The organism is Rhodococcus sp. GXMU-t2271 (assembly GCF_041414735.1).
Lineage (GTDB): Bacteria > Actinomycetota > Actinomycetes > Mycobacteriales > Mycobacteriaceae > Rhodococcus > Rhodococcus indonesiensis.
The window spans coordinates 15,765-41,751 of record NZ_JAUIZP010000037.1 but is presented as its reverse complement, the minus strand read 5'-3'; the positions used below and the strand labels follow the sequence as shown (position 1 = coordinate 41,751).

The window sequence follows — 25,987 nt, the reverse complement described above, 5'->3', positions numbered from 1 at the left end:
GCGTAGCTACGACCTCAGATGCCGAGCTGCCGGTCCAGCAGCTCGATCCGGGCCTTGACCTGGGCGAACAGTGTCGAGTGCGGATCGAGGGTGGTCAGGTACGCCTCCCATGCCGCGATGTCGTCGCGCCCGTGCACCGAGGCCGTCCACCGCGCGAGCAACTGGGCGTCGCCGGCGCGGAGCAGTGCCGCCTGCACCCGGGCGCGCAGCTCGTCCCGGATCTCCTCGACACCGGGCGCGACCGATCCGGGCAGCACCGGCCCGGCGTACAGGCGCACGGCCGTCGCCACATCACCGCGGTCGAGCGCACCGCGGACCTCCGCGACGTCGGTGACGAGTTCGCCCAGGAGACGGTACGGGCGGGAACCGAGACCCTCGGATCCGAACACCTTGCGCAGCCGCGACATCTCGGCACGGATGGTGACGGAGTCGAGCTCGGACTCGTCGAGCAGCACCGCAAGCCGGTCCGAGCTCAGACCCTCGGGATGCTCGGCGAGCAGCAGGAGGATCTCGGCATGCCGCTGCGAGAGCGGAATCCGCTCGCCGTCACGGTGCAGCGTGGGCCGGCCGGACCCGAACGTGTCGAGGCTCGTCCGAGCGGCCGACAACAACCGCGGCGAGCTGAGCAGGTGCAGTCGCAGCTCCGACTCGGCGGCGGCGACCGTGGCCCGCACGAGTTGCAGCACCTCCGGTGCGGCGACACGCAGACCGCCGGTGATGTCGATGGCGCCGAGGATGCGCCCGGTGCTCGGGTCGTGCACCGGCGCGGCCGAGCAGCTCCACTCGTGCACGGTGCGGTTGAAGTGCTCGGCGGCCACGATCTGGACCGAGTGGTCGACGGCGAGCGCGGTGCCGGGCGCGTTGGTGCCCACCCGCTCCTCGCTCCAGTCGGCCCCCTCGACGAAGCTCATCGACAGTGCCCGGTCGCGGGCCGCGTGGTCGCCTTCGACCCACAGCAACCGGCCCTGCTCGTCGCTGATGGCCACGAGCAGCCCATTGTCGGCGGCGTCCTCCACGAGCAGCTTGCGCACGACGGGACGGATCAGCGCCATCGGGTGCCCGGCCCGGTACCGCTCGAGATCCAGGCCGGTGAGCAGGCTCGGTTGTTCGACGGCGTCGGGACTGATCCCGTTGCGGCGGCTGCGCAGCCAGGATTCGCGCACCACCGAACGCACGGAGGCCGGCACGACCGACGCGTCGGCCGCGTCGAGGAACGAACTGTGCGCCGACGACACGCGTTGCGCCAGCTGCGACGGGTCGTCACCGGGCCGCAGCGCCACCCAGGGGTTGGCCGAGCCGGATCGTTCGTCGGTCATGCGGTGCTGCTCATCTGCCGGTTCCTCCTCCGGACAACTGTAACCCGAGTCACAAGTCGGTCCGGGTGCCCACCCGTTCCGCCAGCATCACTGCCGTCGCGTGCGGTCCGCGGCCGGGCACCTGCGGGAACACGGACGTGTCCACGACGCTCAGTGCCTCGGTGGTGTGCACCCGGCATCGGTCGTCGACGACGGCCGTGTCGTCGGTGCCCATCCGGCAGCTCCCGGACAGGTGCAGCGACGTCCCGAGGTGTCGTTCGAGCCACGCGTCGTCGGGGTCGAACGCATCGGGATCGAAACCGGTCCGGTCCACGACCTCCGGCATCGCCGCGAGCAGCTGCGCGGCGTGCGCGACCCCGTGGCGCAGGTCGGCACGGTCGGCCGGGTCCTCGAGGTAGCGATAGTCCAGCAGCGGCGACCGCGTCGGGTCGGCCGGATCGAGGCGGATCGTGCCGCGGCTGCGGGGACGGGTCAGCACCACTCCCAGGACGGGATCCGCGACGCCGCTGCCGGGGACGGACGCGGCGAACGGTGCGGTGTAGGGGCGCATCTCGAGATTGCCGGTGTGCAGGACGACCTGCAGGACCGGGGCCGGTCCGGGCTGCGGGACGCGATACCGGTAGGGGAAGGCGATCTCCGGATGGTCGGTGAAACCCGTCCCGACTCCGGGAATCTCGATCCGCGGGGTGATGCCGTGGCGGGTGAGCTCGGCGCCGTAGCCGATTCCGGAGAGCATGAGCAGTTGTGGGGAGCCGATCGCACCGGCGGCGAGCACCACGTGGCCGGCGTCGACGGTCTCGCCGTCCTCGGTCTCGACGCCGACCGCGCGCGATCCCGAGAGCACGACCCGGCGCACGCGGGTTCCGGTGCGTACGGTCAGGTTCGGCCGGGTCAGGGCGGGCAGCAGGTACGCGTGGGCGGGACCGACGCGCATCCCGTCGCGGATGTTGAGGGGGACGCGGCCCACCCCGTCCGGTCCGGGTGCGTTCAGGTCGTCGACACGACGGTGCCCGGCGGCGAGCGCCGCGTCGTGGAACGCGGAACCGACGGGGTGCAGTTGTGCCCACGGCGTACGGGCGACGGGCACGGGACCGGTCGCGCCGTGCCAGCGACGGTGCACACCCGTCCCGGCGTCGGCATCGGTTTCGGTGGCGCGGAAATGCGGCAGCACCCGATCGAACGACCAGGACGGTGGCCAGGCTTCGAAGTCGGCCGGGCGGGCCCGCACGAAGTACGCCCCGTTCACCGCGCCGGACCCGCCCAGCAACCGGCCGCGGGCGACGACGGACGGGCGACGCCGAGTCAGCCGGGCCGGGTAGGTGCAGGTCCACGGGCTGTCCGGCCCGACCGGCAGGACGGTCGCGTCGAGCACCGCGGGCGGAGTGCCCGGAGTCGAGCGGTAACCCGGACCGGCCTCGAGCAACAGGACCGTCCGGTCGGGGTCCTCGCTGAGCCGGGCTGCCAGCACGCAGCCGCAACTGCCGCCGCCCACGACGACGACGTCTGCGTACGGCGGCGCGGACACCCCGCTCAGCCCTGGATGCGGGGCGCGAGCGCCGCCGGATCCCGGGCGACGACCGCACCCCACCAGAGGCCGGCGCCGTAGGCGATGTCGTCGAGACGCTTGTAGAACACGTAGCGCAGGGGGTCGAGGCCGCCGTCCTCGCGGTGGCCGTACCAGTCCCACAGCCCCTCGGCGACGGCGAAGCCGAGGACCGCGCGACGCACCTTCGGCGAGATCACGGCGGCGACGAACGTGACCGGCCAGTAGTGCCGGCACAGCGCGGAGGCGACCTGCCACATTCCGCCCGCGAAGCCCTGCGCGGTGAGCACCGCCGCGATCCGGGTCGGCTGGTCGAGTTCGGCGAACATCCGGCGCAGGCGGAGCATCGTCACCGACAGCGACGCGACCGCGCCGACCGCGCCGAGGCGGGTGCGGCTCGCGGCGGCCACGCACGCGAACAGCATCGACCCCGACATCGACATGGTGGGCACCGAACCGCGGTGCCGGCTCGCGAGAGGCGCCGCACCGGTGCCGTAGAAGGCCTTGCGGGTGAACCACTTCCGGAACCCGACGCGGTGATCGTGGGCCACGTGCGCGACCGGTTCGTAGCGCAGCCGCCAGCCGGCCTCCTGCAGCCGCCAGCACAGGTCCACGTCCTCGGCGACGTGCATGGTCTCGTCGAATCCGCCGGTCGCGGTGAGCACGTCGCGGCGGACGATGATCGCCGCGCTCGGTACGTACGAGACGGGGCTGCCGGACTTGACGGCGGCCTCGCGGCGGCCGAGATCGAGCGACGAGCGCGCGTGTTCGTAGCGTCCCAGGGCGCCCTTGTCGGGCTCGAGCGCGACGACGCGCGGGGCCACGAGCGCCACCGCCGGATCGGAGAAGTGCCCGAGCATCACCTCGAGCCAGCCCTTGCGCGGCACCACGTCCGAGTCGAGGAAGGCGACGAACGGCGTCGTGGCGGCGCGCAGTCCGGTGTTGCGTGCCGCGGCCGGGCCGCGGGACCGCTCGTGCCGCAGCACCCGGACCGAGTCCCTGTCCGGGACGGGCAACGGGGCGTCGGAGCCGTCGTCGACGACGATCACCGTCAGGCCCTCCACGGCGGCCAGCAGGCGTTCGAGCCCGGCCGGGTTGTTCTTCACGGGAATCACGACGGTGACCTCGGAGGTGGCGGGCAACGCGGTGGGACGGGGGTTCCCGACGCCCGAGTCGAGCAGGCGGCGCGCCACGACGGCGGTCTGCGAGTCGACGACCTTCACGTAGCCGTCACCGATCATGGCCGCGGCGGCGGGGGCGAGCTTGAGCATGCGGGTGGGTGAGCCGCCGATGAGGACGCGACCGTCGGAGTAGGCGCGCACCCGCGGATCGATACGGACGCCGAATCCGTCGGGCAGTCGGGCCGTGCTCGTCAACGGAGTCTTCCTTTCGCATCCGGCTCCCACCGGGTCGTCTGTGCCGCCGCTCGATCGACGAGTTCGGCGAACCATCGTGCCCCCTGCGCTGCGCTCGCGGGCGTCGGATCCCCCAGCACGCCGTTCGCGGACACGGCGACGATACCGCCCGCGCGCATTCGTGGCATCAGGTCGGTGAGGGTGCCGGTGTTTCCCTTCTCGGCCCGGGCGGTGTCCACCACGTGCGGATCCAGATGCAGCAGCAGGCTGGTCTCGGTGACGCCGGCGTGGGCGTCGCCACCGGGGACGGCGAACGGCAGCCATGCCACGTCGCGGCCCTCGTACCGCAACCGGGACACCGCCCTGGCCAGTGCGGGCACATTGCCGCCGTGCCAGTTGACGAACAGCAGGCGCGCGGCCCACCGGCACACCGAACGTCCGTATTCGACGAAGACGGTCTCCATCGCCTCGGCGCCGAGCGAGACGGTGCCGGGGAAGCCCTCGTGCTCGCCGCTGGCCCCGTACTCGAGGGCCGGCGCGACGAACACACCCGGCAGGGCGGCCGTCAGCGCCCGGGCGATCCGGGTGTCGGTGTCGAGCGGAAGGTGTGGCCCGTGCTGTTCGAGCGCGCCGACGGGAACCGCGACCGTCGCGCGGCCCGGTTCGAGGTCGGGCCAGTAGGCGGTGGCGAGGTCGCGGGTCACCGGTCCGATGGTAGGGGTGCACCCTTCGGGTCGCCGCCGGCAGTGGCGAGTGCGCGCTCGACCCGGGCCATCGCCCCCTGCCAGTGGGCGCGCTGAGCAGCGCGTTCGTCCGGGCCGGCCAGGCGCTCCTGATGGAAGCGGAGCACGGTGCCGCGCGGCGCGGTCGAGACGGCCACCTGCACGGTGCTGTCGTGGTTCCAGGCCGCGGGCTGCCAGGTCAGGCGCACCCGGTCCCTCTCGTGGCGGCTACGCAGCTCCCCCGTGACACCGTCGTCGCTGCGCCACTCGGCGCCCGGGACGAGCGGGACCGTCGCGCCGGGGCCGAGCCACAGCTCGGGTGTGCCGACGAGCAGCCGCCACACCGCGTCGATCGGATGCGGCAGGGTCTTCGAGACCCCGATCTGCCATCCGGCGTCCTTCGTCTGCCCGACCGCCATCATTTCTCCTTCTTCCGATGGGCACGGACCTTGTCACGGTTGCCGCACCGCGCCATCGAGCACCAGCGCCGCGTTCCCGCGCGGGAGGTGTCGGCGAAGACGATGGCGCAGTCGTCGGCGGCGCACCGCTTGATGCGCTCGGCATACGGGCCGGTCAGCAGGGTGATCGCGTCGCGGGCCAGCGTCGAGAGCACCTGACTGCCGGTGACGGGGGTGACCACGCCGGGCGGGCGCAGCTGCGGGGCGATGTCCGGGCGGGCGGCGGCCGCGTCGAGGGCGGCGCTGTCGGCGGCCGTCGGTCCGTCTCCGTCCGCGGACCGGTTCGCGGTGCGCCACAACACCTCGCGTAGCTCCTTGGTGGGGATCAGATCCTCGGCGGTGACGTCGACCGCCACGGCGGCGTCGGCCTGTCCGAGCAGGTGCGTCGCGACCCAGCGCGCGAGGTCGCCCGGGGCGTGCAGTATCTCCCACCGGGCCCGCTTCCCCTCGCCGCCGGTGTAGAGCAGATCCAGGCACGGCGCTCCGGTGTCGACGACGAACTCGGTGCCCTCGGCGGAGCGCATGTCGACCGGACTCATGTAACCATTCTAACCAGTTACACATCCTTGCGACGAGTTTTCGTCCGTTCGGCGGTCGGTACGAACAGAATCGACACACCGCGAGCGAAAGGCAGGCCGATGAGCAGGCTGCTGTACTCGGCGACCGTGTCGGTCGACGGATTCACCGCCGCGCTGGAACGTCTCGGCATGACCCGGGGGCCCGTTGCGACGGACATCCGGCTGCGGGTCGTGCGGTGAGAACGCTATCCGCCGGCTCCGGAACTCTCGTCGCCGGACGGCGGCGGGAGCTGGACGGCGGCGACGAGGCCGTGATGATCGGAACCCGGGAGTTCGATCCGGTCGAGGGAGATCGCCGTGGCGCCCCGGGTGAGGATGTGATCGATCCCGACGACGGCCGGGTAGCGGCGGTCCGCCGGATACGTCGGCACGAGCCCGCCGCCGACCCGGTCCGCGGCGAGCACGTACCCGGAGTCGAGGAGGTCGCGGAAGCGGGTGTGCGAGTACGTCGCGTTGAAGTCCCCGCTGACCACGACCGGCGCCGGGCCGGTCACCGACTCGAGTTCCTCGTCCAGGCGTTCGAGCTCGGCCGCCCACGCCGGAGCAGGTGTCAGGTACGGGGGCGCGGGATGCACGGCGTACAGGATCAGCGGCCGCCCGGGGCCGGTATCCAGAACCGCGGTCAGGTTCGTCGGCCCGAACCCGTCGAGCGTGCGGCCCGCCGAGAGGGGAAACCGGCTGTAGATCCCGGCGCCCGCACCGCCGGTCGGCGTCGGGGCGAGGAAGCGGTGCGGAAGCAGGTCGTCGAGCCCCGCGACCTGCAGCGCGGCCGCCGCGTCCTCGGTCAGTTCCTGCACGGTCAGGACGTCGACCCGCCGCTCGCGCACCGTCCGGACCAGCGCATCCGGATCGGCCTGCCCGACCATGAGATTGGCCTGCATCACGTGGATCGTGGGACCGGAAGTCGAGGCCGGCCGGTCACCCCGGACGCCCGGCACGTACAACGGTCCCAGGGTCCAGGCTCCGGCGGCGACGACGACGAGCGCCGAGGCCAGCAGAACCGGGCGCCGGGCGAGCGCGGCGACGACCGCACCCGCCGCCGTCCCGAGCAGCAGATACGGCCCCAGCGACGCCCACGCGATCACGGCGTTGCTCTCCACGTCCGTCGCGGAGGCGATCAGCGCGGTGAGCCCGAGCACCGTCGCGACGATCGAGACGAGGGCGGCGAGCCGTCGCGGCACACTCATGGATTCCTCCTCCCCTCGCATTCACGGGAACGTACCGTCGCCCTGTCGATCCGCGCGTGTCCCGTTCGTCGTCATGGCGTACGGCAACCCTGCCGCACGGCACAACCACTCACGGAAGGGCTCCCCATGAAGTACATGATGCTGATCAACGCCGCATCGGCCGAGGCGGGCGACCAGTGCACCGTCGAGGAGTGGATGGTCTTCGACAAGGAGATCCAGGAGGCCGGAGTCGTCGTCGCCTCGGAATCGCTCGCAGACCTGACCACCGCGACGACCGTGCAGGTCGGTCCCGACGGGGCACGTTCCGTCACCACCGACGGACCGTTCGCCGAGACGCGCGAGGTTCTCGGCGGCTTCTACGTCGTCGACGTGCCCGATCTCGACGTCGCGCTGGACTGGGCGGCCCGCTGCCCCGGAGCGCGCGGCGGCGGATCCGTCGTGGTGCGGCCGATCGCCGACTTCGGGCAGTGAGCGCGACGGACGGGCCGGGCGCCGGCGCGCGGGTCGACGCGGCCGTCGAAGCGGTGTTCCGGGAGGAGCGGGGACGGTTGCTCGCCGCCCTCGTGCACCGTTTCGGCGACCTCGACCTGGCCGAGGACGTCGCCGGTGAGGCGATCGAAGCGGCGCTGGTGCACTGGCCTGTCCGGGGCGTGCCGGCCAAGCCGGGGGCCTGGTTGCTGACGACGGCGCGGCGCAAGGCCGTCGATCGGCTCCGGCGGGATCAGGCCTACGCCGCCCGGCTGGCCGTCCTGCAGGTGGATTCGGATCGGGCGGCCCATTCTCCCGTCCCCGAGGCCGGCAGCGACGTGCCCGACGAGCGCCTGCAGTTGTACTTCACCTGCGCCCACCCGGCGCTGGCGGCCGAGGACCGGGTGGCGTTGACCCTGCGGTGCCTGGCCGGGCTCGGGACACCCGAGGTGGCGCGGGCCTTCCTGGTCCCGACCGCGACGATGGCGCAGCGGATCGTGCGGGCGAAGAAGAAGATCCGGCAGGCCCGCCTCCCGTTCCGGATGCCCGACCGGGACGAACTGCCGGAGCGGCTGCCGGGCGTACTGCAGGTGCTGTACTCGATCTTCACCGAGGGATACGCCGCGAGTTCCGGACCGGACCTGCAGCGCCTCGACCTCGCCGACGAGGCGATCCGGCTGGCCCGGATCCTGCACCGGCTGCTGCCCGGTGAGCGGGAGGTGACCGGGTTGCTCGCGCTGATGCTGCTGACCCACGCGCGGCGCGACGCCCGGACCGGTCCGGAGGGCGAGGTCGTTCTGCTCGCGGATCAGGACCGCGCACGCTGGGACGGCGCACTCGTCGCCGAGGGCACCGCTCTCGTGCCCGTGGCACTGACCGGTGGCCCGCCCGGCCCGTACGGGGTGCAGGCCGCGATCGCCGCGCTGCACGACGAGGCCGCCGACGTCGCCTCCACGGACTGGCCGCAGATCGTCGCGCTCTACGACGTCCTGACCACCCTGACGCCGACTCCTGTCGTCGCGGTCAACCGCGCCGCGGCCGTGGCGATGCGGGACGGCCCGGAGGCCGGTCTGGTGCTGCTCGACGCCCTCGCGGACGAGCCCCGGCTGCGCAGCTACCACCCGTATCTCACGGCACGCGGGGAGCTGCTGCACCGGCTCGGCCGCGACGACGAGGCCGCCGTCGCCTACCGGCGGGCACTCGAGCTGGCCGGAACCGAACCCGAACGCGCGCACCTGCGCCGTCGTCTGGAGGAGACGGGCCGATCGTGACGCGGGCCGATTCGCGGTGTCGTCGCCGCCTCGGCCGAGCGGCTCCACACCCGTCGGCCGGCACCTCGGTCAGTCGCCGAAGCCGCTGCGGGCGGCCCAGCCCGACGTGGCGAACGACCGTCGCAGGGCGGCGCGCAGGTCTGCCGCTCCCGCGAGTTCCGTCATCACGGACCGATACTCGTGCGGTGGGCGGCCGACGAGCGCCGCGAAGGCGGCACAGTCGCGCAGCAGCGTGCCGAACAGCACCTCCTGGGTCTGCAGCGGGATCGGCGGTCCTCCGGGCGGCGCGAGGGTGCCCCACTTCGAGACGTACACGTCGAAGCTCACCGGCCGCCCGCCCCCGTCGATCTCGAGGACGCACTCGTCCGCGGTCACGGTACGGCGCGTGTAGTTCGGCTCGGTCGCGTCGAGGCACGCTAGCTGGTCCCGGTCGAGCAGCGACGCGAACACCGCGGTGCGGGCCCCCGGCCGGCGGAACGCGGTCGCCGCGACGTAACCGGCGACGCTGACGTGGGCGCTGTGCCCGACCGCCATGCCCGTCACCGTCGCGCGCAGGAACGGCACGGTGGGGTCGACGTCTCCGGCGGTCAACTTGCGCGCCACCACTGCGGGACAGGCGTTGGACCCCACGGCGACGACGAGACGCCGGTCCCGGACGCCGCCGACGCCGGCGGCCCGGAGTGCGCCGTCGACGGTCGCGGCGGGCCGGCGGGTGCTCGCACCGACCTCGGCGCGAGCACGCGCGCGGTGGTAGCCGTCGCGGGTGAGCAGGCCCGTTCCCGGCGCGGCGGGTCCGGGGTAGAGCCACGGAGCAGCCACGAAGTCCACCCCGCCGTCGACGGTGCTCATGCTCCCAGTATTCCGCGCGCTAGCCTGCGGGCGTGCACATCGAACCGCGTTCCCTCGACGACGCCGCGGTGCAATCCCTCGTCGACGAGGTGCAACTCGAATACGTCCACCGGTACGGCGGTCCCGACCACACGCTTCTGCACCCGCAGGAGTTCGATCCACCCCACGGCATCTTCCTGCTGGCGTCGCTGGACGACGTCCCGGCCGGTATCGGCGGATGGCGGGAACGGAACTCGGCGCACCCCGGACTGCACGACGGCGACGCCGAGATCAAACGCATGTACGTGCGCGCGGGCCTGCGCCGACGGGGTGTGGCGCGACGGATCCTGGCCGAACTCGAGCGCACCGCTGCCGAGGCGGGCCGGCGCCGCATGGTGCTCGAGACCGGCACCGAGCAGCCCGAGGCGCTCGCGATGTACGCGGCGTCCGGGTACGTTCCGCTGGCCGAGCGGTTCGGCAGGTACGCCTCCTCGGAGTCGTCGCTGTACTTCGCCAAGGACCTGCCGCCGCGAGACGACCGCATCCGTCCGGCAGCCGAGGCTGACCTGCGGCTGCTGCAGGACATCGAACGTGCGGCCGGGCGGGCATTCGCCGGGCTCGGCATGGACGCCGTCGCCGACGACGCGCCGCCCACGCTCGCGGAGATGCGCGCGTACGTGACCGGCGGGCGCGCGTGGGTGGGCACCGACGGTGACGACCGTCCGGTGGCCTACCTGCTCGCCGAGGTCGTCGACTGCACCGCTCACGTCGCACAGGTGTCGGTGCATCCCGAGCACGCGCGCCGCGGGCTCGGGCGGGCCCTGATCGATCACCTCGCGACCTGGGCACGCGTTCGGGCGCTGCCCGCGCTGACACTGACCACGTTTGCCGACGTGCCGTGGAACGGTCCGTACTACCGGCGGCTCGGATTCGAGTTCGTGCGCGACGACGACCTCGGTCCGGGCCTGCGCCGGATCCGTCGCGAGGAGGCCGCCCACGGTCTGGATCGGTGGCCGCGGGCGGTGATGCGACGCGAACTGTGAACGGCGCCGGCCGAGGTCACGTGTACCCCGGCACCGACGCCGCCCAGAATCGCCGAATCAGGTCCGTCGTCTCGGCGGGCGCTTCGAGCGGGACGAGGTACGCGGCGCCGTCCACGACGGCGCACGAGGCGTGCGGCACCAGGCGGCTCGCCGCGCGCGTCTGCTCCGGCGTCCACCCCTTGTGGTCACTGCCGGTGACGAAGAGGGTCGGCACCGGCAGCCCGGGCAGGCGACCGGTCAGATCGGGGCGGTGCAGCGAGATGGAGACGACCGCGTTGCGCAGTGCCGCCCGGTCGGCGCGGACGAGGCAGTCCTCGACGAGGGCGACCGCCTCCGGATCGCGTTCCCTCGTTGTGGCGGACAGCAATACGTTCGTCACCCCCGAGCGGATGAAGCCGACGGGGCCGAGCATCCGGTGGGCGGAGAGGAGGAATACCGTGCGTGCGCGCTCCGCCCGGTTCAGTGCCTGGACGGGCGTCCCCAGCGTCACCAGGGTCCGGCACCGCGATGGCGCGTCGGTCGCGAAGACGATGCCGACGTGGCCGCCCCAGGCGTTGCCGACCCAGTCGACGGGTTCGTCGACGCCGAGTTCGTCGAGAACCGTTCCGGCCGCCGCAGCGCATTCGGTGGTGGTGTAGCGCCGGCCGGGATCCTCGCTCGCGCCGTGCCCCGGACCGGTGATCGACACGACCCGCCGTTCGGTCGACCACTCCTCTTCCACTCGGCCCCAGGATCTTTCGTCGACGAACAGGCTGTGCCACAGCACGGCGGGCGGGCCCTGCCCCCGCACCCGCACAGCCAGCGAGCCCACTCCGGTCGAGATCTTCCGCGTCATGGTCGTCACCGCCTCCCGTGTCCGGTTGACACTGTCAAGTGCTATGGTCCTCCACATGGTTGACACTGTCAATGCGGCCCCGGGTGCGGGACGGCCGGGCGAGGGCCTCGACGAACGCCTGCTCCGGACCGCGCTCGAGCAGTTGCGCGAGGAGCCCGCGGAGCGACTCAGCCTGCGCCGGGTGGCGCAGCAGCTGGACGTGAGCCACCAGGCGCCCTACGTGCACTTCGGCACCAAGCGCCGGTTCCTCGCGGCGGTGGCCGGGACCGGACTGCAGCAAGCTGCGGCGAGGGCCGCCGTCGCCGTCGAAGCCGCGGGCCCCGATCCCCTGCACCGGCTCCACGCCCTCGCCGGCGCCTACGTGCGCTTCGTGCGGGACAGCCCGCACGTGCACGACCTGGCCTACGGACCCACGGTCGGCAAGGCCGACCATCCCCGCCTGCAGCAGGCCGCGGCCGACTACTGGGAGTTGCTGCACGACACCGTCTCGGCCTGCCAACCCGCGGGCATCGACGAAGCCGACGTACTGCGCCGGTGCGCGGCCGCGTGGGGCACCGTCTACGGCATCGCCCGGTTGGCCGCACTGCACCAGATCCCCGCCTCGGTCCCCGCCGACAGGGACGCGCTGCTGCACGAGGCCCTCGACATGCTCCATCGCGGATGGCAAGCCCGCGACTGACCGCCCTGCCCGCGCCTCGGCAGGTAACCGACTTGTTCTATTTCAAATAGAACAATATGCTCGTGTCGTGCTCATCAGACTGGATCCGAACTCGCCGGACCCACTGTTCGTGCAGCTGGCCGCGGCCGTGCGCGGCGCGGTGGCCCGCGGCGAGGTCCGGGCGGGCGAGCGCCTCCCCGGCGCACGCGACCTGGCCGCCTCGCTCGGCCTCAACGTCCACACCGTGCTGCGGGGCTATCAGCAACTGCGCGACGAAGGCCTGGTGGAGCTGCGTCGCGGACGCGGTGCGGTCGTTACCGATCGCGCCGAAACCGGTTATGCCGCTGTTCATTCCGCCGTCACTCAGGTCGTCGCGCACGCCAAGCGCGTCGGCCTGAGCGCCGACGGCCTCGTCGACCTGATCAGAGCGGAGTACAGATGACAAACGATCCCGGCACCGGCCGGCGCCCAGCCGGCCGCATCCTCCTCACCTCCACGGTCGCCCCGCTGGCCGTCGCCGCTGCGGGCGCACTCGTGCTCCGGAACTGGCGTGTGCAACTGCCGGATCCGATCGCGACACACTGGAACGTCGACGGCGCCGCGGACGGATTCGCCGGACTCCCCGCGACGATCGCACTGGTACTGGGGTTCGGTGCGCTGTTCGCCGCTCTCGGTTTCGGTCTCAGCCGGGCTGCCGCCGCCGACCCCGCCCTCACCCGCGCGGTCGCCGCGACCGTCACGGGCACCGTCGCTTTCGTGACCACCCTGATCGTGCTGGCGACCGGCTCGCAACGGGGTCTCGCCGACGCCGCCGCAGCCGCACTCCCGGGGACGTCGCTCCTCGCCGCGCTCGGCGTCGGCCTCGCCCTCGGGGCCGGCGCCGCCGCGGCGATACCGCGGTGGTCGCGTGGACCCGCCGCTCCCCCGGCTGCGGAGGCACCGCGAATTCCCGTCGGCACAGACGAACTCGTGGTGTGGACCCGCTCGGTGGCCACCGGCAGCGTCACGACGAGCGTGCTGGTCGCGGCGATCGGCCTCGTCGCCGCGATCGGCGTGCTCACCCGGCTGTGGATCCTGCTGGGCCTGGCCGTGCTGCTCGCGGTGCTGGTGGCCGCAACCTGCTCGATCCGCGTCACCGTCGACGCCCGCGGGGTCACCGTCGCGGGACTGTTCGGGTGGCCGCACCTGCACACTCCGCTCGGTGACATCGCCTCCGCCTCCGTCACCGACGTGGCACCGCTGAGACACTTCGGTGGCTACGGATACCGCATCGCGGTGCTCGGCCCGCTGCGCGGTGCACGAGGGTTCGTCCTGCGCGGCGGCCCCGCCCTGGTGCTGCACCGGCGCGACGGCGTGCGCACCCTGGTCGTGGTCGACGACGCCGCGACCGCCGCCGGACTCGTCAACAGTCTGACGGAGCGGGCGGGCGGCGCAAGGACTGATCCGACCCGCTGAACCCGGGCGGGAGGACCGCGACACCCGGCCGTGCACCGCTCGTAGCCTCCGTCCGTCCGCGGTTCACCACGCCAGTCCGAGGTCGACGGCGGCGAGACCGGCCCGCGTGCGGTTGTCCACCCCGAGCTTGGCGTAGACGCGCTCGACGTGGTTGCGGGCCGTCTTCTGCGCGATGCACAGCTCGTCGGCGATCTGCCGGTTGGAGCGGCCGCGGGCGACCAGCCGCAGCACCTCCACCTCCCGGGCGGTCAGGCCGGCCGGCCAAGGCGCGCGTCGCACCTGCCGGTGCCCGGCCGCCGTCAGCACCGCCTCGACGGCCTCGGCGTCGAGGCGGCCACCGCGGGCCTCGCGCCGCAGACGCTCCGCCGCGTGCTCGGGGGTGAGCGCATCACGATGCGGCCGGGGTTCGCCGAAGCGCTGGTACGTCTCCGCCGCGCCGAGGAGCCGAGCGGCGACACTCAGGTCGCGGCCGCGGACGCCGTTGGGATATCCGGAGCCGTCGAGGCGTTCGCGGTGTGTGGTCGCGACGGTGACGACGTCCTCCATGCCGGTGACACGGCTGAGGATCCGCCCGGTCAGGTACGGGTACAGCCGGACCCGTTCCCATTCGGTGGCGGTGAGCGGGCCGGGCTTCTCCCAGATCCGGTTGGACACCCCCATTCGCCCGAGACCGTGCACGAGACCGGCCCGGTAGAGCACCGCGATGTCCGTCTCCGGCAGGCCGCGCAGGCGGGCCGCCGTCGCCGCCAGATCGGCCACCGACCGCGAATGACCGAGCAGGAAAGGCACTTTCAGGTCGACGAAGTCGGCCATCGCGCGCAGCAGCGCGTCGAGTTCGTCGCCGGCGAGGACGCACTCGCGGTCGGGTGCCCGACCCAGTGCCGCCGCCCATGCGTCCTGTTCGAGCAGATCGTGGGTGAACTCGTCCGCGCCCTCCCGGAACACCTGTGCCACCCGCGGACAGAACTGAGTCCCGCTGCGCGCCCGTGCGACCTCGACGGCCCGCCCCGGCCCGCCGGCCCGCAGATGGACCTCGCAGACCTCCGCCAGGTGCACGATGTGCATCTCGAGCGGGATGTCGTCGCCGCGCACTCCCGCGGGCAGGCCGGCGCCGTCCCATCGTTCGAACGCGAAGGCCAGGGCCGCACCGACCTGCCGGTCGAGGCCCACCCGGTCGGACAGCGCTCCCGCCGAGGCGCAGTGCGAACCGATCAGTTCGGCCATGCGGCGGCGGGCGGTCAGCAGGAACGCGGCGACCTCGAGTCCGCGACGCGGCCCGTCGGTCCCGCGCCCGACGTGGCTCGTCAGCATCCGCAGGAACGGCAGCCCCGTCATGTCGACCCCGTAGGTGTCGGCGCGGAGCGCGATGTCGTCGCCGAACAACTGCGCCAGTTCGTGCGAGTCGGCGTGGCATCCGATCCAGGCGACGAGGTTCGCGTAGTAGACGACGGCCTGCTGCCGGGCGTCCAGGCCCATGCGCTCGGCGATCCGTCCGGCCAGCACGGCGGAGCGGAGCATGTGTTCCATGGGCTGCCCCAGGCCCAGGTCGATCGCCAGGGACAGCGCTGCGAGCAACTCGGCACGCCGCGGCCCGTCCCGCGGCCCCGGAGACGACCCGCTCCTGCGCTGCACGGCCCCATTGTCCTCCGCTGCGGGAGCCGGGGCGCCCGGCGGGCAAAGATGAGGCATCGGCCCCATGCCTTCCGGACACGACGCCGCGCACGATCGGAACACGCGCAACGCCGAAGGAGGACGACATGAAGACCACACCGCAAGCAGCCGCCGAGGAGCCTCGCGCCCTGGCCCGGGTCGCCGGTGAGCGGTTCACCGGATACGCGGTGATCGGGGCACCGTTCGCCGGCGGGCACTGTCTGGCACTGCGCCGGTTCACCGCCGGGTCGGTGGGCCCGGCCTTCACCGCGGTCTGGCACCGCGCCCCGGACGGCCGGTGGACCGTCTACAGCGATGCCGCGCCGGAGCACGGATGCGCCCGCTACCTCGGCGCCGCCCTCAGCCGGACGGTGCGCACCGACGTCGCCGCCGAATGGACCGACCCGTCCCGATTGCACATCACGGCGGGCGACGACGTCGTCTGGGACGTGCAGGTGACCTCGTCGCCGTCCACCGCCCTGGCGACCCTGGCCGGCCGGCTCCTGCCCGACCGGGCACGGCACAATCCCGCGGTCCTGGCCGGGGTGGCACGCGTCGCCGGCTCGGTCCTGGGCGCCGGCCGGATCCGCCTCACCGGCAACGTGCCGAACGGCCAGTGGTTCCGTGCCGCTCCGCGCCGGTTGTGGTCCGTCCGCACCCTCGCCGCGACGGTGCGTGGCGTCGACCTCGGTGCCGACGGGCCGCTGCCCGAACAGGAGCGGCTCGGCGATTTCCGCATCCCCCAGCGCGCCCTGTTCGCGACCGTCGACGCCTGGTTCGAACCGTTCGATCCCGAGCGGCACGCACCGGCGTGCCCGGGCGGTGCGCTCACCTGCTGACCCGCGCCGGCACTTGCGCGTGCGATGATCTTGTGGACCATCGAGGGGGTGCCATTGACTGAAAGCATCGTGCCGGGGACGAGTAGACGAACCGCACGGGGAGGGTCCGACGATCCCGTGTACGTGCCGCTGCGCAGCGTCTCCGGAGCGGCGACGACGCTGCAGGAGGCGGTGGCGCGACAGAGCGCTACGGACTACTACGAGGTCCGCGCGGCGATGGATGCGGAGTACTACTGGCGCGCCGTGGTGCAGACCTTCCAGATCGCCGACGAGTCGTTCCTGCACGCCTCCCGCGGCACCCAGGACGGTGCCGACATCTCCGCCCACGTGATGGCCCGGGCCGCGGACTGGGTGTCGAAGACGGAACTGGCCGTGGAGGGCACCCGGATGTACGGGGCCCTGGTCGCGTTCACGCAGGGCGTGGGCGACGGGTATGCGGCGGTCGAGTCCTGGGCCGAGGCCACCAAGCGCGCGAGCCGATAGGCCGCTGCGCGGCCCGTGCGTGTTTCCGGTAGCGGTGGCTACCGGAAATGCGCACGGCTAGAGGCGGGTCGCGGCGCGCTCGCCCTCCACGATCGCGGCGTCCGCGCGTCGCGGGGTGACCGCGTCGCCGATCCGCACGACGTGGAAGGCACTGCCGCGCAGCGCCGCCCAGAGTTCGTCCACCGGATCCTGATGGGTGGCCACCACCACCGCAGCCACCGTGCGCCGGTGCGCGACGGCGGTCGGGTGGTGCCGCAGCGCGACGTCGAGCCGGCCGTCGCGTTCGGCGACGGCGGTGACGAGGGTGTCGGTCAGCTGTTCGATGCCGTGTGCGTGCGCCCGGCGGGTCCAGCCCTCCATGTCGAGGGTCAGCCCGAGGTCCTGGCCGACGATCATCCCGGCCGTGCAGACGGTGACCGCGGCGCCGCGTTCGGCGAGCAACTCCGCCACCGACGTCGCATGGTGGAAGCCCAGGTCGTCGACGACGAGGACGTCGCCGTGCGGAGACACCCGGCCGTCGAGCACGTCGCGGACGTCGACGACGAGGCCGGTGTCGCCGGCCCAGTCCGGTCGCCGCGGTCGCGCACCGGTCGCGACGACGACCGCGTCGGGACGCGCGTCGCGCACGACGGCGGCGTCGACGTGCACGCCGGTGCGCATCTCCACGCCCGCGCGCCGGCACTCGGCCTCGAGACTGCGGACCAGACCGGCCAGTTCGCCGCGGCCCGGCGCGGTCGCGGCCGTGCGGATCTGCCCGCCCAGCACGTCCGTGCTCTCGCAGAGGGTGACCCGGTGCCCGCGCTGCGCGGCGGTCGCGGCGGCGCGCAGCCCGGCCGGTCCGCCCCCGACGACGAGGACCCGCCGGCCGGGACGGCGGGGCTCGGGCAGCGGCTGCGCCTCGCGTCCGGCGCGGGGGTTGGCCACGCAGCCGATCCACCGCCCGAGGCCGACCCGGCCGATGCACTCCTGGTTGCAGGCCAGGCACGGGCGCACGTCGTCGCCGGCGAGGGCCTCGGCGGCGAAGTCGGGATCGGCGATCTGGCCGCGTACGACGCCGACGAGGTCGCAGCGCCCCTCGGCGAGCGCCGCCTCGGCCTGCGCCGGGGTCGTGAAGCGCCCGACGCCGACGACCGGCAGGCGCACCCGCCGCCGGATCGCGTCGGGCACGAACAGCGCGTAGCCGTGCGGCGTCGCCATGGAAGCCTCGATCAGGTGCAGCGTCTCGGTGGCCACACCGATCGAGGTGTTGACGTAGTCGACGTGCCCGCTGTCCTCGACCAGGGCGGCGAGGGCGACGGCGTCGTCGAGGGTGATCCCGCCGTCGGTGCCGTCGTGCCCGCTGAGCCGGACCCCCACGACCAGGGCGGGCCCGACCGCCGCGCGCAGCGCCTCGACGACCTCGAGCAGGAACCGTGCCCGGTTCCGGAGCGGGCCGCCGTACCGGTCGGTGCGGCGGTTGGTGCCGGGCGAGAGGAACTGCCGCACGATCGACGCCTGCGAGCACTGCAGTTCGACACCGTCGAACCCGCCGGCACGGCAGTGTTCGGCGACGCGGGCGTACCCGTCGACGAGCTCGCGGATCTCGTGCTCCTCGACGGCCTTGGGCACCTCCCGGAACAGCGGGTCGGGCACAGCGCTGGGGGCCCACAGGGGCAGGCCGGTGTACATGCCGGAGCCCTGGGCGCCGTTGTGGTTGAGCTGTGCGAGGATTCGCCCACCGTGGGCGTGTACGGCCTCGGTGATCCGCCGGTAGCCGGGCACCACGGCGGGGTCGTAGCCCCGGATGAGCTTCTCGTAGGGCCGGTCCGTCGGATGCACGGTGTGTTCCTCGGAGACGATCAGACCGGCACCGCCGCGCGCCCGCGCGGCGTAGTAGGCGGCGTGCTGTGCGGTCGGCAGGCCGTCGACGGCGAAGTTCGTCAGGTGCGCGGAGAACACCACCCGGTTGCGCAGCGTGACCGGGCCGAGCCGCAGCGGGGCGGCCAGCCGCGGGTACGGCCGGGCGGGGCCGGACTCGCTCACACCTTCGAGTTCCCCTGGTCGAGAGCCATCTGGCTGCCGGTGATCGTCTTGGCCCGGTCGCTCGCGAGGAACAGCACGGCCTCGGTGATGTCGTCGACGTCGGCGATCGGTTTCTCGGTGAGGATCGGCGCGAAGCTCGGCAACCAGTGCGGGTACTTCTCGAACAACTTCAGCGCACCCTGGTCGGTGCCCATCGGCGTGTTCACACCGTACGGGTGGATGGAGTTGACCCGGATGCGGTACTCGCCGAGTTCCTTGGCGGCGGTCTGGGTCAGGCCGACGAGACCGAACTTCGCCGCGGCGTAGTTGGCCTGGCCGGGCATGGCCTTCAGGCCCGCGACGGAGCTGACGACGATGATCGACCCCCCGTTGCCGGCCTCGATCATGGCGGGTGTGGCGGCCTTGAGGGTCTTGAAGACTCCGGTGAGGTTGATGTCGATCAGTTGTTCGAACTGTTCGTCGGGCATCTCCCAGAAGCGGTTCCAGTTGCAGATGCCGGCGTTGGCGACGACGACGTCGAGACGGCCGAACTGGGCGACGCCCTCGTCGACGACGGTCTGCAGAGCGGCGCTGTCGCGGACGTCGGCGATGCGGGCGTGGATCTTCGCGCCCTCGGCCTCGACGAGCTGGACGGTTTCGTGGAAGTCGGCTTCCGTGACCGGCGCGTACGAGTTGTACTCCGAGACGGGTCCGGCGATGTCGACGCCGATGATCGAGGCGCCCTCCCGCGCGAACCGGATCGCGTGGTTGCGGCCCTGGCCGCGCGCGATACCTGTGATGAACACGACCCTGCCGTCGAACTCGCCCATGTGCCGATCCTTCCGATCCCCAGCATTTTGGAACAGGTTACAGTTCGGATGCGAGTGCGTGCCCCTCACGTACCGCGTGGTGGACACTGCGCGGTGCGAGGCAGTCACCGATCCGCGCGAGCCCGGTGCGGTAGAGACTGTCCTCCGGCAGGCCCGAGGCGCAGTCGACGAGCAGCGCGCCCGCGACGTCGGTGCGCTGCCCGGTCAGCCGGTGCTCGAGTTCGACGGCGTCGGCACCGACCCGGCGCACGGTGACCCCCAGATGCCGGGTGACCCCTGCCCGCTGGAGCCGGGCGTTGGCCGCGACCAGGTCGCCCGTCGGCGCGAGCCGGGCACCGGCGATCGGGTCCGTCGTCGCATACGAGACGCTGTACCCCTGGGCGGCAAGTTGTTCCGCGATACCCACGGCGACGGGCCCGCCGACCGGGTCCCACACCACCACCGGCCGCACGGGGATGGGGCCACCGGCGAGCAGCCCTGCGGCGGTCACGACATGCCCGTCCTCCACGGGGTACTCGGGGGGCCGGTCGCGGCTGCCGGTCGCGAGCACGACCACCGTTCCCCGCGCGGCGGCCGCGTCGAGGTCCGCGGCGGCGACGGCGCTGCGGGTGTCGATCCGCACGCCGAGCGCGCGGCAGCGGACCTCGAGCCAGTCGACGAGCGCGGAGAGCGTGTCGCGTCCCGTGCCCACCGCCGCGGTGCGCAGCATCCCGCCCACGCGTCCGGCGCGTTCGACGAGGCGGACGCGGTGACCGCGTTCGGCCAGGACGCGGGCCGCCTCGAGCCCGGCCGGTCCCCCACCGACGACGAGGACGTCCCGCGCGACGGCCGCCGGAGGCTGCGGCGTACGGGTCTCGTGCCCGGCCTCCGCGTTGCCGATGCAGCCGACCCGGGGATTGCGGAAGTCGCGCACGAGGCAGGCCTGGTTGCACCGCACGCACGGTCGCGGGGCGCGCCCGTCGCGCACGGCGGCGACGAGGTCCGGATCGGCGATCTGCGCGCGGGTCATCTCCACCAGGTCGCACACCCCGTCGTCGAGGGCGCGCTGCGCGGCGTCGGGCTCGACGACGCTGCCCTGCAGTACGACGGGCACGGCTCCGCCCACGGCGGCGCGGACGGCGCGGCACAGCCCGGCGTTGAACCCGGCCGGGGTGTGGGCGTCGGGCCGGTACACACCGGGGGCGTAGAGCCCGCCGCGCACGACGGTGAGCAGATCCAACTGGGGGGCGAATACGGACGCGTGATCGGCGGCCTGCTCCGGTGTGATGCCGGCCCAGGGCGCCTCCTCGTCACAGCTCAGACGCAGCGCCAGGATCCGGTCGGGACCGAGTTCGGCGCGCACGGCCGCGATCACCTGCCGCAGCAGCAACGACCGGTCGGCGCCGTACCGGTCGGCGCGCCGGTTGGTCAGTCCCGAGAGGAACTGGCACAGCAGCGAGGTCGGCCCGGCGTCCAGTTCGATTCCGTCGACGTCGGCCGCGACCGCGACGGCGGCGGCGGCGCGGAACCCTTCGATCAGCTCCCCGATCTCGTCGTCGCCGACCTCCATCGGCAGTTCGCGGCCGGCCGGATCGGCCACGCGCGACGGTGCCCACAGCGGAGCCTGCGTCCACGCACTCGACCCCTGCAGACCGGCGTGGCCGAGTCCGGCCAGCACGAGGGTGCCGTGGGGTCGGCACGCGGCGACGATCGACGCCCAGCCGGGGCCGCCCTCCGCGGCCAGGGGTGCCCGCTCGTAGGGCTGGTCGTGCGGGTGCACGGAGGCGACCTCGGTGACGAGCAGCCCGGCTCCGCCGCGGGCGCGACGTTCGTAGTACGCCACGTGCTCGGCGGAGAAGGCCCTTCCCGCACCGAGGTTGGTTTCGTGCGGTCCGAAGAGCACCCTGGCCGGCGCGTCGCGGCCGGCCAGGGTGATCGGTTCGGTGAGAGTGCCCATCGGCAGATGGGACCGCTCAGATTCCGAGGTCGCGCCGGAAGTTCGGCGGAACGACGACGTCGTCGGGGGTCAGCTCGTGGATCGACGTCTTGCCGAGTCCGATGAGCGCGGAGCCGATGCCCCCGGCGAGGATGTCGAGGACGTTCTCCACGCCCGCCTGCCCGTTGGCGGCCAGGCCCCACAGGTACGCGCGGCCGATCAGGACGGCCTTGGCGCCGAGCGCGAGGGCCTTGACGACGTCGCTGCCGCGCCGGATGCCGCCGTCGAGCAGCACCTCCACGTCTTTGCCGACCGCTTCGGCGATCGCCGGTAGTGCGCGGATCGGAGCCGGGGTGCCGTCGAGGTTGTTGCCGCCGTGGTTGGACACCGAGATCGCCGTGACGCCGGCGTCGACGGCGCGCTTGGCGTCGTCGACCCGCATCACGCCCTTGAGCATGAACGGCGCGTCGCCCCACTGCTCGCGCAGCCACGCGACGTCCTCCCACGTGGGCAACGGGGTGCCCATCCACTCGCCGTAGGCGCCGAAGAACGTCGGCGCGCTGCCACCGGGCGGGGTCAGGTTCGGGGTGGTCAGGTCCGGCACCTTGCCGGTCTTGGCCCAGTCGAGCAGCCAGCTCGGCCGCAGGAGGCCCTCGGGCGCGAACCGGAACATCGCCTTGAGGTCCATCTTCTCCGGAATGGCGGGGCTGCCCCAGTCCCGGCCGTTGGAGAACGACCAGTCCAGGGTCATGATCAGGCCCTTGGCGCCGGCGGCACGGGCGCGCTCCATCCGCTGGACGAGCACGTCGCGGCTGCCCACCCAGTACATCTGGAAGAAGGTCTTGTCGTTGGCGGCGGCGACCTCCTCGATGGACTTGCTCGCGAACGAGCTCAGACCCATCGCGACCCCGCGGGCCGCGGCGGCACGGGCGACGGCGACCTCGCCGTCGGGGTGCACCGCCTGCACCCCGGTCGGGGAGATCAGCACGGGCATCCCGACGTCCTGACCCATGACGTGGGTGCCCATCTCGCGCTTGTCGGACAGGCCCGCGACGTGCGGGGCGAAGCCGAGTTCGCCGAACGCGGCCATGTTGTCCTCGACGGTGATGCCCTTCTCGGAGCCGGCCACGAGGGCGCCGTAGACGGACTTGGGGAGCTTCTTCTTCGCGCGTTGCTGCGCGACCGCAACGGTTTCGAACCAGTCGTTGCCCATGGGGAAATCTGCCTCTCGTACTGCTGGGAAGACGCCGGCTACTGCATACCGGCGAGCGGGTTCTCGTCGCACGCCCGCGACGGCGGGCGCACCATCAGCTCCAGGGGGACGGGGGCGCGCGGGGTGCGGCGCTCACCGGTGCGGGAGTGGTCGACGCTGGACTTGGGCACGGTGCGGTCGGCGCTGAGCGCGGATTCGCCGTAACCCTGGACGCATTCGGGGTCCGGTCCGTCCATCGGCAGACCGGTGAAGAACTTGGCGGCCATGCAGCCGCCGCGGCACGAATCGTAGAACGTGCACTTGCTGCACGCACCGCCGGTCTGCGGGGAGCGCAGCTCGGTGAACAGTTCAGAATGCTGCCACACCTGCTGGAATCCGCCGTCGGACAGGATGTTTCCGGCGAGGAACTTGTCGTGGATCGCGAACGGGCAGGCGTAGACGTCGCCGACCGGGTCGATCAGGCACACCACCCGGCCCGCGCCGCACAGGTTCAGCCCCGGCAGTGCACCGGCACCGTCGGCGCCGCCGAACGCGGACAGGTGGAAGAACGAGTCGCCGGTGAGCACGCCCTCGCCGTGGGCGACGAGCCAGTTGTAGAGCTGGCGTTGCTGCTCGTGGGTGGGATGCAGGTCGTCCCACACGTCCACGGCGCGGCCGGACGGGCGCAGCCGGGTGATGCGCAGGGTGGCGCCGTACCGGTCGGCCAGGGCCTTGAATTCGTCGAGCTGGTCGACGTTGTGGCGGGTGACGACGACGGAGATCTTCGCGTCGCGGAAGCCCGCCTCGGCGAGATTCTCGAGGGCCCGCACGGCCATCGCGAACGAACCGGGGCCGCGCACGGCGTCGTTGACCTCGGCGGTGGCGCCGTCGAGGGAGATCTGCACGTCGACGTAGTCCGAGGCCGCCAGCCGTGCGGCAACCTTCTTGTCGATCTTGACGCCGTTGGTGGAGAACTTCACGCCCACCTGGTGTTCGGTGGCGTAGTCGACGAGCTCCCAGAAGTCCGAGCGCACGGTCGGCTCGCCGCCGCCGATGTTGACGTAGAACACCTGCATGCGCTGCAGCTCGTCGATGACGGCCTTGCACTGTTCGGTGGTCAGCTCACGCGGGTCACGCCGACCGGACGAGGACAGGCAATGCACGCACGACAGGTTGCAGGCGTAGGTCAGCTCCCACGTCAGGCAGATGGGGGCGTCGAGGCCCTTCTCGAACTGGTCGACCAGGCGGCCGACCTTCGGTGGGGCGGAAGCGTCTCGTACTGCGGCGGATTCGAGCACTGAGGTCATGGGCTGCGTCCTCGTCGGTGGCGGGCGGGAGGTGTGCGGGCGGGGTCTAGGCCGGCACGATCATGTGGGAGTCGGCCAGCGTGGCCAGCGCACGCAGGTACGGACGCTGCGCGGGCTCGTCGATTCCGTGGGCAGCGAGCGCGGCCCGCACGGACGGATGCTGATCGAGGGTTTCGACAACCTGGACGATCGTGGTGTTCTTCAGGAACGAGAGCTTGCGGGTCCCGAAGTGGTAGAGCAACGCCCCGAACGGCTCGGGGCGAAGCGCTACCTGCGGGTGCAGCCTCCACGTCATGTCCGGGTCGAACCCTGCCGAGTCGTGCTCGGCCGAGTCGATCACGGTGGCGGCGGCGTCGGCGGGCACGATCAGTACACGCCGCACATGCCGTCGATGGAGACCTCTTCCACGAGGGACTCCTCGACCAGGTCGGACTCGACGACGCTGTTGTCACGATCGGACATGAAATTCCTCCTCGGATGGGGACTCCACGGTCGGAGTCGGTCATCACAGGCCTGTTGCGCTGTGACTCGGTTCACCACTGTAATGGCATCGAGTGCAGAATGTCACCCATGGAAGGCTCACACCATGCGTAGCCGCCGGAAACCGTCCGCTCGGATAGGTCGTCGCCCCTCCACTTCGAGGGAGGGCCTCAGTGCGATCGGAATCGAACTGTTCCGCACCCAGGGGTTCGACGAGACCAGCGTCGACCAGATCGCGGAGGCCGCGCGGATCGCCCGGCGCACCTTCTTCCGATACTTCCCGTCCAAGAACGCCGTGCCGTGGGGCGACTTCGACGCGCACCTCGAGCAGATGCGCGCCCACCTCGACGCCCTGCCGCCCGAGGTACCCCTCGCCGAGGCACTGACCTCGGCGATGCTGGACTTCAACACCTTTCCCGCGTCGGAGGCGACGTTGCACCGCGACCGCATGGACCTGATCCTGCGGGTGCCGGCGCTGCAGGCGTACTCGGTGGTGATGTACGAGGGTTGGCGCCGCGTGATCGCGGAGTACGTCGCGCACCGCATCGGGGGCTCCGCGGAGGACCACTATCCGCGCACCGTGGGCTATCTCGTCCTCGGCGTCGCGATGGCGGCGTACGAGCAGTGGCTCGCCGACGACTCCCTCGCCCTGCCCGACCTCTTGTCGGCCGGCATGCGCGCCCTCTACAGTGGCCTCGACGCGGCTGCGCCGTCCACCACCGGCCCCGACGTCCCTACCTCCTCGAAAAAGGCTGCGCTGCAATGACTGTGCTCGATTCCCTCGCCCCCTGCCCGGTCGGCCGATGGTCGCACGCCCACGTCACGGTGGAACGGGTGCCCTCGGGCCCGATCTCGCTGCGGCGCGACGCGGGACGACTGCATGTCACGCATTCCCTCGGACCGGAGAACCTCAGCGAACGCCTCGTCGCCGACGTCACCGCCTCGATCGCCGGCAGCGACCTCGGCCGGGAGGAGTTCGAGCTGACGATGGTCGGGCTGGTGCGCTCCACCGTGCCGGGTGCCCTCGATTCGTGGGTCACCTACTACCGCAACTCGCTGGCCGAACTGCTCGACGGCACAGCCGAGTTCGCGCCGATCCACGACATGGCCGCCGACCTCGTCCGTGGCCGTGTGCTCGATCTCGGGTCCTGCTTCGGGTTCCTGCCCCTGCGCCTGGCCCGCGCCGGGATCGCCGTGACCGCCACCGACATTCTGCCCGGCACCATGACCCTGCTCGACGCGGTCGCGCCCCGCCTCGACCTCGCGGTGGACACCCTCGTGTGCGACGCGGCCCACGTCCCCGTCCCCGACGACAGCGTCGACACCGTCACCGCGATCCACCTGCTCGAGCACGTCGACGCGGCCACCGGTGCGGCGGTCGTCGCCGAGGCGCTGCGGATCGCCCGGGAACGCGTGGTGATCGCCGTGCCGTTCGAGGACGAAGCCACGGCCTGCCACGGCCACGTGCGCACGTTCGACCTGCCCGCCCTGCACGCTCTCGGCGAGTCGACCGGCCGCACCTTCGAGGCCTTCGAGCACCACGGCGGCTGGCTCGTGCTCGACGCGCGGTAAC

The 25,987-nt window shown here is 72.5% G+C and carries 27 protein-coding genes; 10 read left to right on the top strand and 17 right to left on the bottom strand.

Annotated elements, in window-relative coordinates; all coding sequences use genetic code 11:
* Positions 1-14 precede the first annotated feature (14 nt).
* The 7 genes from QYS60_RS14970 to QYS60_RS14940 form a co-directional block, all read right to left on the bottom strand.
* On the bottom strand, positions 15-1,316 hold the full coding sequence (locus QYS60_RS14970) for a transcriptional regulator (RefSeq protein WP_371383535.1): 1,302 nt from the start codon (positions 1,314-1,316) through the stop codon (positions 15-17).
* A 49-nt stretch (positions 1,317-1,365) separates the two neighbouring features.
* Positions 1,366-2,841, bottom strand: coding sequence for a mycofactocin system GMC family oxidoreductase MftG (gene mftG, locus QYS60_RS14965; RefSeq protein WP_371383534.1), 1,476 nt, complete (start codon positions 2,839-2,841; stop codon positions 1,366-1,368).
* A 5-nt stretch (positions 2,842-2,846) separates the two neighbouring features.
* The gene (gene mftF, locus QYS60_RS14960; RefSeq protein ID WP_289378802.1) at positions 2,847-4,235 is read right to left on the bottom strand and encodes a mycofactocin biosynthesis glycosyltransferase MftF; all 1,389 of its coding nucleotides are present in this window, start codon (positions 4,233-4,235) and stop codon (positions 2,847-2,849) included.
* Entirely contained in the window at positions 4,232-4,918 is a 687-nt protein-coding gene (gene mftE, locus QYS60_RS14955; RefSeq protein ID WP_289378803.1) for a mycofactocin biosynthesis peptidyl-dipeptidase MftE, read from the bottom strand. The genes mftF and mftE overlap by 4 nt, the downstream gene beginning before the upstream one ends.
* Positions 4,915-5,358, bottom strand: a complete 444-nt coding sequence (locus QYS60_RS14950; protein WP_289378804.1) for an SRPBCC domain-containing protein — start codon at positions 5,356-5,358, stop codon at positions 4,915-4,917. The genes mftE and QYS60_RS14950 overlap by 4 nt, the downstream gene beginning before the upstream one ends.
* A complete protein-coding gene (locus QYS60_RS14945; RefSeq protein WP_289378805.1) occupies positions 5,355-5,933 on the bottom strand; it encodes an ABATE domain-containing protein in 579 nt (192 codons plus the stop codon). Before QYS60_RS14945 ends, QYS60_RS14950 begins: the two co-directional genes overlap by 4 nt.
* Before the next feature lie 224 nt (positions 5,934-6,157).
* The gene (locus tag QYS60_RS14940; protein WP_371383533.1) at positions 6,158-7,159 is read right to left on the bottom strand and encodes an endonuclease/exonuclease/phosphatase family protein; all 1,002 of its coding nucleotides are present in this window, start codon (positions 7,157-7,159) and stop codon (positions 6,158-6,160) included.
* Positions 7,160-7,285: 126 nt separating this feature from the next.
* Here QYS60_RS14940 and QYS60_RS14935 point away from each other — a divergent pair, with 126 nt between their 5' ends.
* Together QYS60_RS14935 and QYS60_RS14930 are read left to right on the top strand one after the other, a co-directional pair.
* Entirely contained in the window at positions 7,286-7,630 is a 345-nt protein-coding gene (locus tag QYS60_RS14935; protein WP_003937362.1) for a YciI family protein, read from the top strand.
* Positions 7,627-8,898, top strand: a complete 1,272-nt coding sequence (locus QYS60_RS14930; protein WP_371383532.1) for an RNA polymerase sigma factor — start codon at positions 7,627-7,629, stop codon at positions 8,896-8,898. The genes QYS60_RS14935 and QYS60_RS14930 overlap by 4 nt, the downstream gene beginning before the upstream one ends.
* Positions 8,899-8,967: 69 nt before the next feature.
* Here QYS60_RS14930 and QYS60_RS14925 read toward each other — a convergent pair whose 3' ends face one another.
* Positions 8,968-9,747 carry a hypothetical protein gene (locus QYS60_RS14925; protein WP_371383531.1) on the bottom strand — a complete coding sequence of 260 codons (780 nt, stop codon included), beginning with the start codon at positions 9,745-9,747 and terminating at the stop codon, positions 8,968-8,970.
* Positions 9,748-9,779: 32 nt separating this feature from the next.
* Between QYS60_RS14925 and QYS60_RS14920 the strand changes: the two genes are divergently transcribed.
* Entirely contained in the window at positions 9,780-10,769 is a 990-nt protein-coding gene (locus tag QYS60_RS14920; protein ID WP_371383530.1) for a GNAT family N-acetyltransferase, read from the top strand.
* Positions 10,770-10,785: 16 nt separating this feature from the next.
* Here the strand turns inward: QYS60_RS14920 and QYS60_RS14915 are convergent, their stop codons facing one another.
* Positions 10,786-11,604: an alpha/beta fold hydrolase gene (locus tag QYS60_RS14915; RefSeq protein ID WP_371383529.1), complete on the bottom strand. Its 819-nt coding sequence runs from the start codon at positions 11,602-11,604 to the stop codon at positions 10,786-10,788.
* A gap of 55 nt (positions 11,605-11,659) precedes the next feature.
* On the opposite strand from QYS60_RS14915, the gene QYS60_RS14910 reads away from it, so the two are divergent.
* From QYS60_RS14910 to QYS60_RS14900, 3 genes are all read left to right on the top strand, one after another.
* A complete protein-coding gene (locus QYS60_RS14910) occupies positions 11,660-12,283 on the top strand; it encodes a TetR/AcrR family transcriptional regulator (protein WP_289378811.1) in 624 nt (207 codons plus the stop codon).
* Between the two features lie 67 nt (positions 12,284-12,350).
* Positions 12,351-12,704, top strand: a complete 354-nt coding sequence (locus QYS60_RS14905; RefSeq protein WP_054374136.1) for a GntR family transcriptional regulator — start codon at positions 12,351-12,353, stop codon at positions 12,702-12,704.
* Entirely contained in the window at positions 12,701-13,717 is a 1,017-nt protein-coding gene (locus tag QYS60_RS14900) for a DUF1648 domain-containing protein (protein ID WP_371383528.1), read from the top strand. Before QYS60_RS14905 ends, QYS60_RS14900 begins: the two co-directional genes overlap by 4 nt.
* A gap of 63 nt (positions 13,718-13,780) precedes the next feature.
* Here QYS60_RS14900 and QYS60_RS14895 read toward each other — a convergent pair whose 3' ends face one another.
* Positions 13,781-15,349, bottom strand: coding sequence for an HD domain-containing phosphohydrolase (locus QYS60_RS14895; protein WP_371383527.1), 1,569 nt, complete (start codon positions 15,347-15,349; stop codon positions 13,781-13,783).
* 125 nt (positions 15,350-15,474) lie between these two features.
* Here QYS60_RS14895 and QYS60_RS14890 point away from each other — a divergent pair, with 125 nt between their 5' ends.
* Together QYS60_RS14890 and QYS60_RS14885 are read left to right on the top strand one after the other, a co-directional pair.
* On the top strand, positions 15,475-16,206 hold the full coding sequence (locus QYS60_RS14890; protein ID WP_371383526.1) for a hypothetical protein: 732 nt from the start codon (positions 15,475-15,477) through the stop codon (positions 16,204-16,206).
* A gap of 54 nt (positions 16,207-16,260) precedes the next feature.
* Positions 16,261-16,689: a hypothetical protein gene (locus QYS60_RS14885; RefSeq protein ID WP_289378814.1), complete on the top strand. Its 429-nt coding sequence runs from the start codon at positions 16,261-16,263 to the stop codon at positions 16,687-16,689.
* A gap of 57 nt (positions 16,690-16,746) precedes the next feature.
* Here the strand turns inward: QYS60_RS14885 and QYS60_RS14880 are convergent, their stop codons facing one another.
* From QYS60_RS14880 to mftA, 7 genes are read right to left on the bottom strand one after another with little or no spacing between them, the layout of a single operon-like run.
* Positions 16,747-18,711: a mycofactocin system FadH/OYE family oxidoreductase 2 gene (locus QYS60_RS14880; protein WP_371383525.1), complete on the bottom strand. Its 1,965-nt coding sequence runs from the start codon at positions 18,709-18,711 to the stop codon at positions 16,747-16,749.
* Entirely contained in the window at positions 18,708-19,520 is an 813-nt protein-coding gene (locus QYS60_RS14875) for a mycofactocin-coupled SDR family oxidoreductase (protein WP_371383524.1), read from the bottom strand. Before QYS60_RS14875 ends, QYS60_RS14880 begins: the two co-directional genes overlap by 4 nt.
* A 37-nt stretch (positions 19,521-19,557) precedes the next feature.
* Positions 19,558-21,456: a mycofactocin system FadH/OYE family oxidoreductase 1 gene (locus QYS60_RS14870; RefSeq protein WP_371383523.1), complete on the bottom strand. Its 1,899-nt coding sequence runs from the start codon at positions 21,454-21,456 to the stop codon at positions 19,558-19,560.
* Positions 21,457-21,472: 16 nt separating this feature from the next.
* A complete protein-coding gene (mftD, locus tag QYS60_RS14865; RefSeq protein ID WP_371383522.1) occupies positions 21,473-22,648 on the bottom strand; it encodes a pre-mycofactocin synthase MftD in 1,176 nt (391 codons plus the stop codon).
* A 38-nt stretch (positions 22,649-22,686) separates the two neighbouring features.
* Positions 22,687-23,934 carry a mycofactocin radical SAM maturase gene (gene mftC / locus QYS60_RS14860; protein ID WP_003937691.1) on the bottom strand — a complete coding sequence of 416 codons (1,248 nt, stop codon included), beginning with the start codon at positions 23,932-23,934 and terminating at the stop codon, positions 22,687-22,689.
* A gap of 46 nt (positions 23,935-23,980) precedes the next feature.
* Positions 23,981-24,316 carry a mycofactocin biosynthesis chaperone MftB gene (gene mftB / locus QYS60_RS14855; RefSeq protein ID WP_371383521.1) on the bottom strand — a complete coding sequence of 112 codons (336 nt, stop codon included), beginning with the start codon at positions 24,314-24,316 and terminating at the stop codon, positions 23,981-23,983.
* Positions 24,301-24,396 (bottom strand): mycofactocin precursor MftA, encoded by a 96-nt coding sequence (gene mftA / locus QYS60_RS14850; RefSeq protein WP_003937689.1) that lies wholly within the window; start codon positions 24,394-24,396, stop codon positions 24,301-24,303. Before mftA ends, mftB begins: the two co-directional genes overlap by 16 nt.
* Positions 24,397-24,520: 124 nt before the next feature.
* Between mftA and mftR the strand changes: the two genes are divergently transcribed.
* The gene (gene mftR, locus QYS60_RS14845; protein WP_371383520.1) at positions 24,521-25,180 is read left to right on the top strand and encodes a mycofactocin system transcriptional regulator; all 660 of its coding nucleotides are present in this window, start codon (positions 24,521-24,523) and stop codon (positions 25,178-25,180) included.
* Positions 25,177-25,986, top strand: a complete 810-nt coding sequence (mftM, locus tag QYS60_RS14840; RefSeq protein ID WP_371383519.1) for a mycofactocin oligosaccharide methyltransferase MftM — start codon at positions 25,177-25,179, stop codon at positions 25,984-25,986. The genes mftR and mftM overlap by 4 nt, the downstream gene beginning before the upstream one ends.
* Position 25,987 lies beyond the last annotated feature (1 nt).

What these genes read in the sequence shown, in the direction of transcription:
- QYS60_RS14970 (WP_371383535.1), bottom strand. Translation starts at nt 1,316, where the DNA reads ATGACCGACGAACGATCCGGCTCGGCCAACCCCTGGGTGGCGCTGCGG.
- QYS60_RS14950 (WP_289378804.1), bottom strand. Translation starts at nt 5,358, where the DNA reads ATGATGGCGGTCGGGCAGACGAAGGACGCCGGATGGCAGATCGGGGTC.
- QYS60_RS14945 (WP_289378805.1), bottom strand. Translation starts at nt 5,933, where the DNA reads ATGAGTCCGGTCGACATGCGCTCCGCCGAGGGCACCGAGTTCGTCGTC.
- QYS60_RS14940 (WP_371383533.1), bottom strand. Translation starts at nt 7,159, where the DNA reads ATGAGTGTGCCGCGACGGCTCGCCGCCCTCGTCTCGATCGTCGCGACG.
- QYS60_RS14935 (WP_003937362.1), top strand. Translation starts at nt 7,286, where the DNA reads ATGAAGTACATGATGCTGATCAACGCCGCATCGGCCGAGGCGGGCGAC.
- QYS60_RS14925 (WP_371383531.1), bottom strand. Translation starts at nt 9,747, where the DNA reads ATGAGCACCGTCGACGGCGGGGTGGACTTCGTGGCTGCTCCGTGGCTC.
- QYS60_RS14915 (WP_371383529.1), bottom strand. Translation starts at nt 11,604, where the DNA reads ATGACGCGGAAGATCTCGACCGGAGTGGGCTCGCTGGCTGTGCGGGTG.
- QYS60_RS14910 (WP_289378811.1), top strand. Translation starts at nt 11,660, where the DNA reads ATGGTTGACACTGTCAATGCGGCCCCGGGTGCGGGACGGCCGGGCGAG.
- QYS60_RS14900 (WP_371383528.1), top strand. Translation starts at nt 12,701, where the DNA reads ATGACAAACGATCCCGGCACCGGCCGGCGCCCAGCCGGCCGCATCCTC.
- QYS60_RS14890 (WP_371383526.1), top strand. Translation starts at nt 15,475, where the DNA reads ATGAAGACCACACCGCAAGCAGCCGCCGAGGAGCCTCGCGCCCTGGCC.
- QYS60_RS14875 (WP_371383524.1), bottom strand. Translation starts at nt 19,520, where the DNA reads ATGGGCGAGTTCGACGGCAGGGTCGTGTTCATCACAGGTATCGCGCGC.
- QYS60_RS14870 (WP_371383523.1), bottom strand. Translation starts at nt 21,456, where the DNA reads ATGGGCACTCTCACCGAACCGATCACCCTGGCCGGCCGCGACGCGCCG.
- mftD (WP_371383522.1), bottom strand. Translation starts at nt 22,648, where the DNA reads ATGGGCAACGACTGGTTCGAAACCGTTGCGGTCGCGCAGCAACGCGCG.
- mftC (WP_003937691.1), bottom strand. Translation starts at nt 23,934, where the DNA reads ATGACCTCAGTGCTCGAATCCGCCGCAGTACGAGACGCTTCCGCCCCA.
- mftA (WP_003937689.1), bottom strand. Translation starts at nt 24,396, where the DNA reads ATGTCCGATCGTGACAACAGCGTCGTCGAGTCCGACCTGGTCGAGGAG.
- mftR (WP_371383520.1), top strand. Translation starts at nt 24,521, where the DNA reads ATGCGTAGCCGCCGGAAACCGTCCGCTCGGATAGGTCGTCGCCCCTCC.
- mftM (WP_371383519.1), top strand. Translation starts at nt 25,177, where the DNA reads ATGACTGTGCTCGATTCCCTCGCCCCCTGCCCGGTCGGCCGATGGTCG.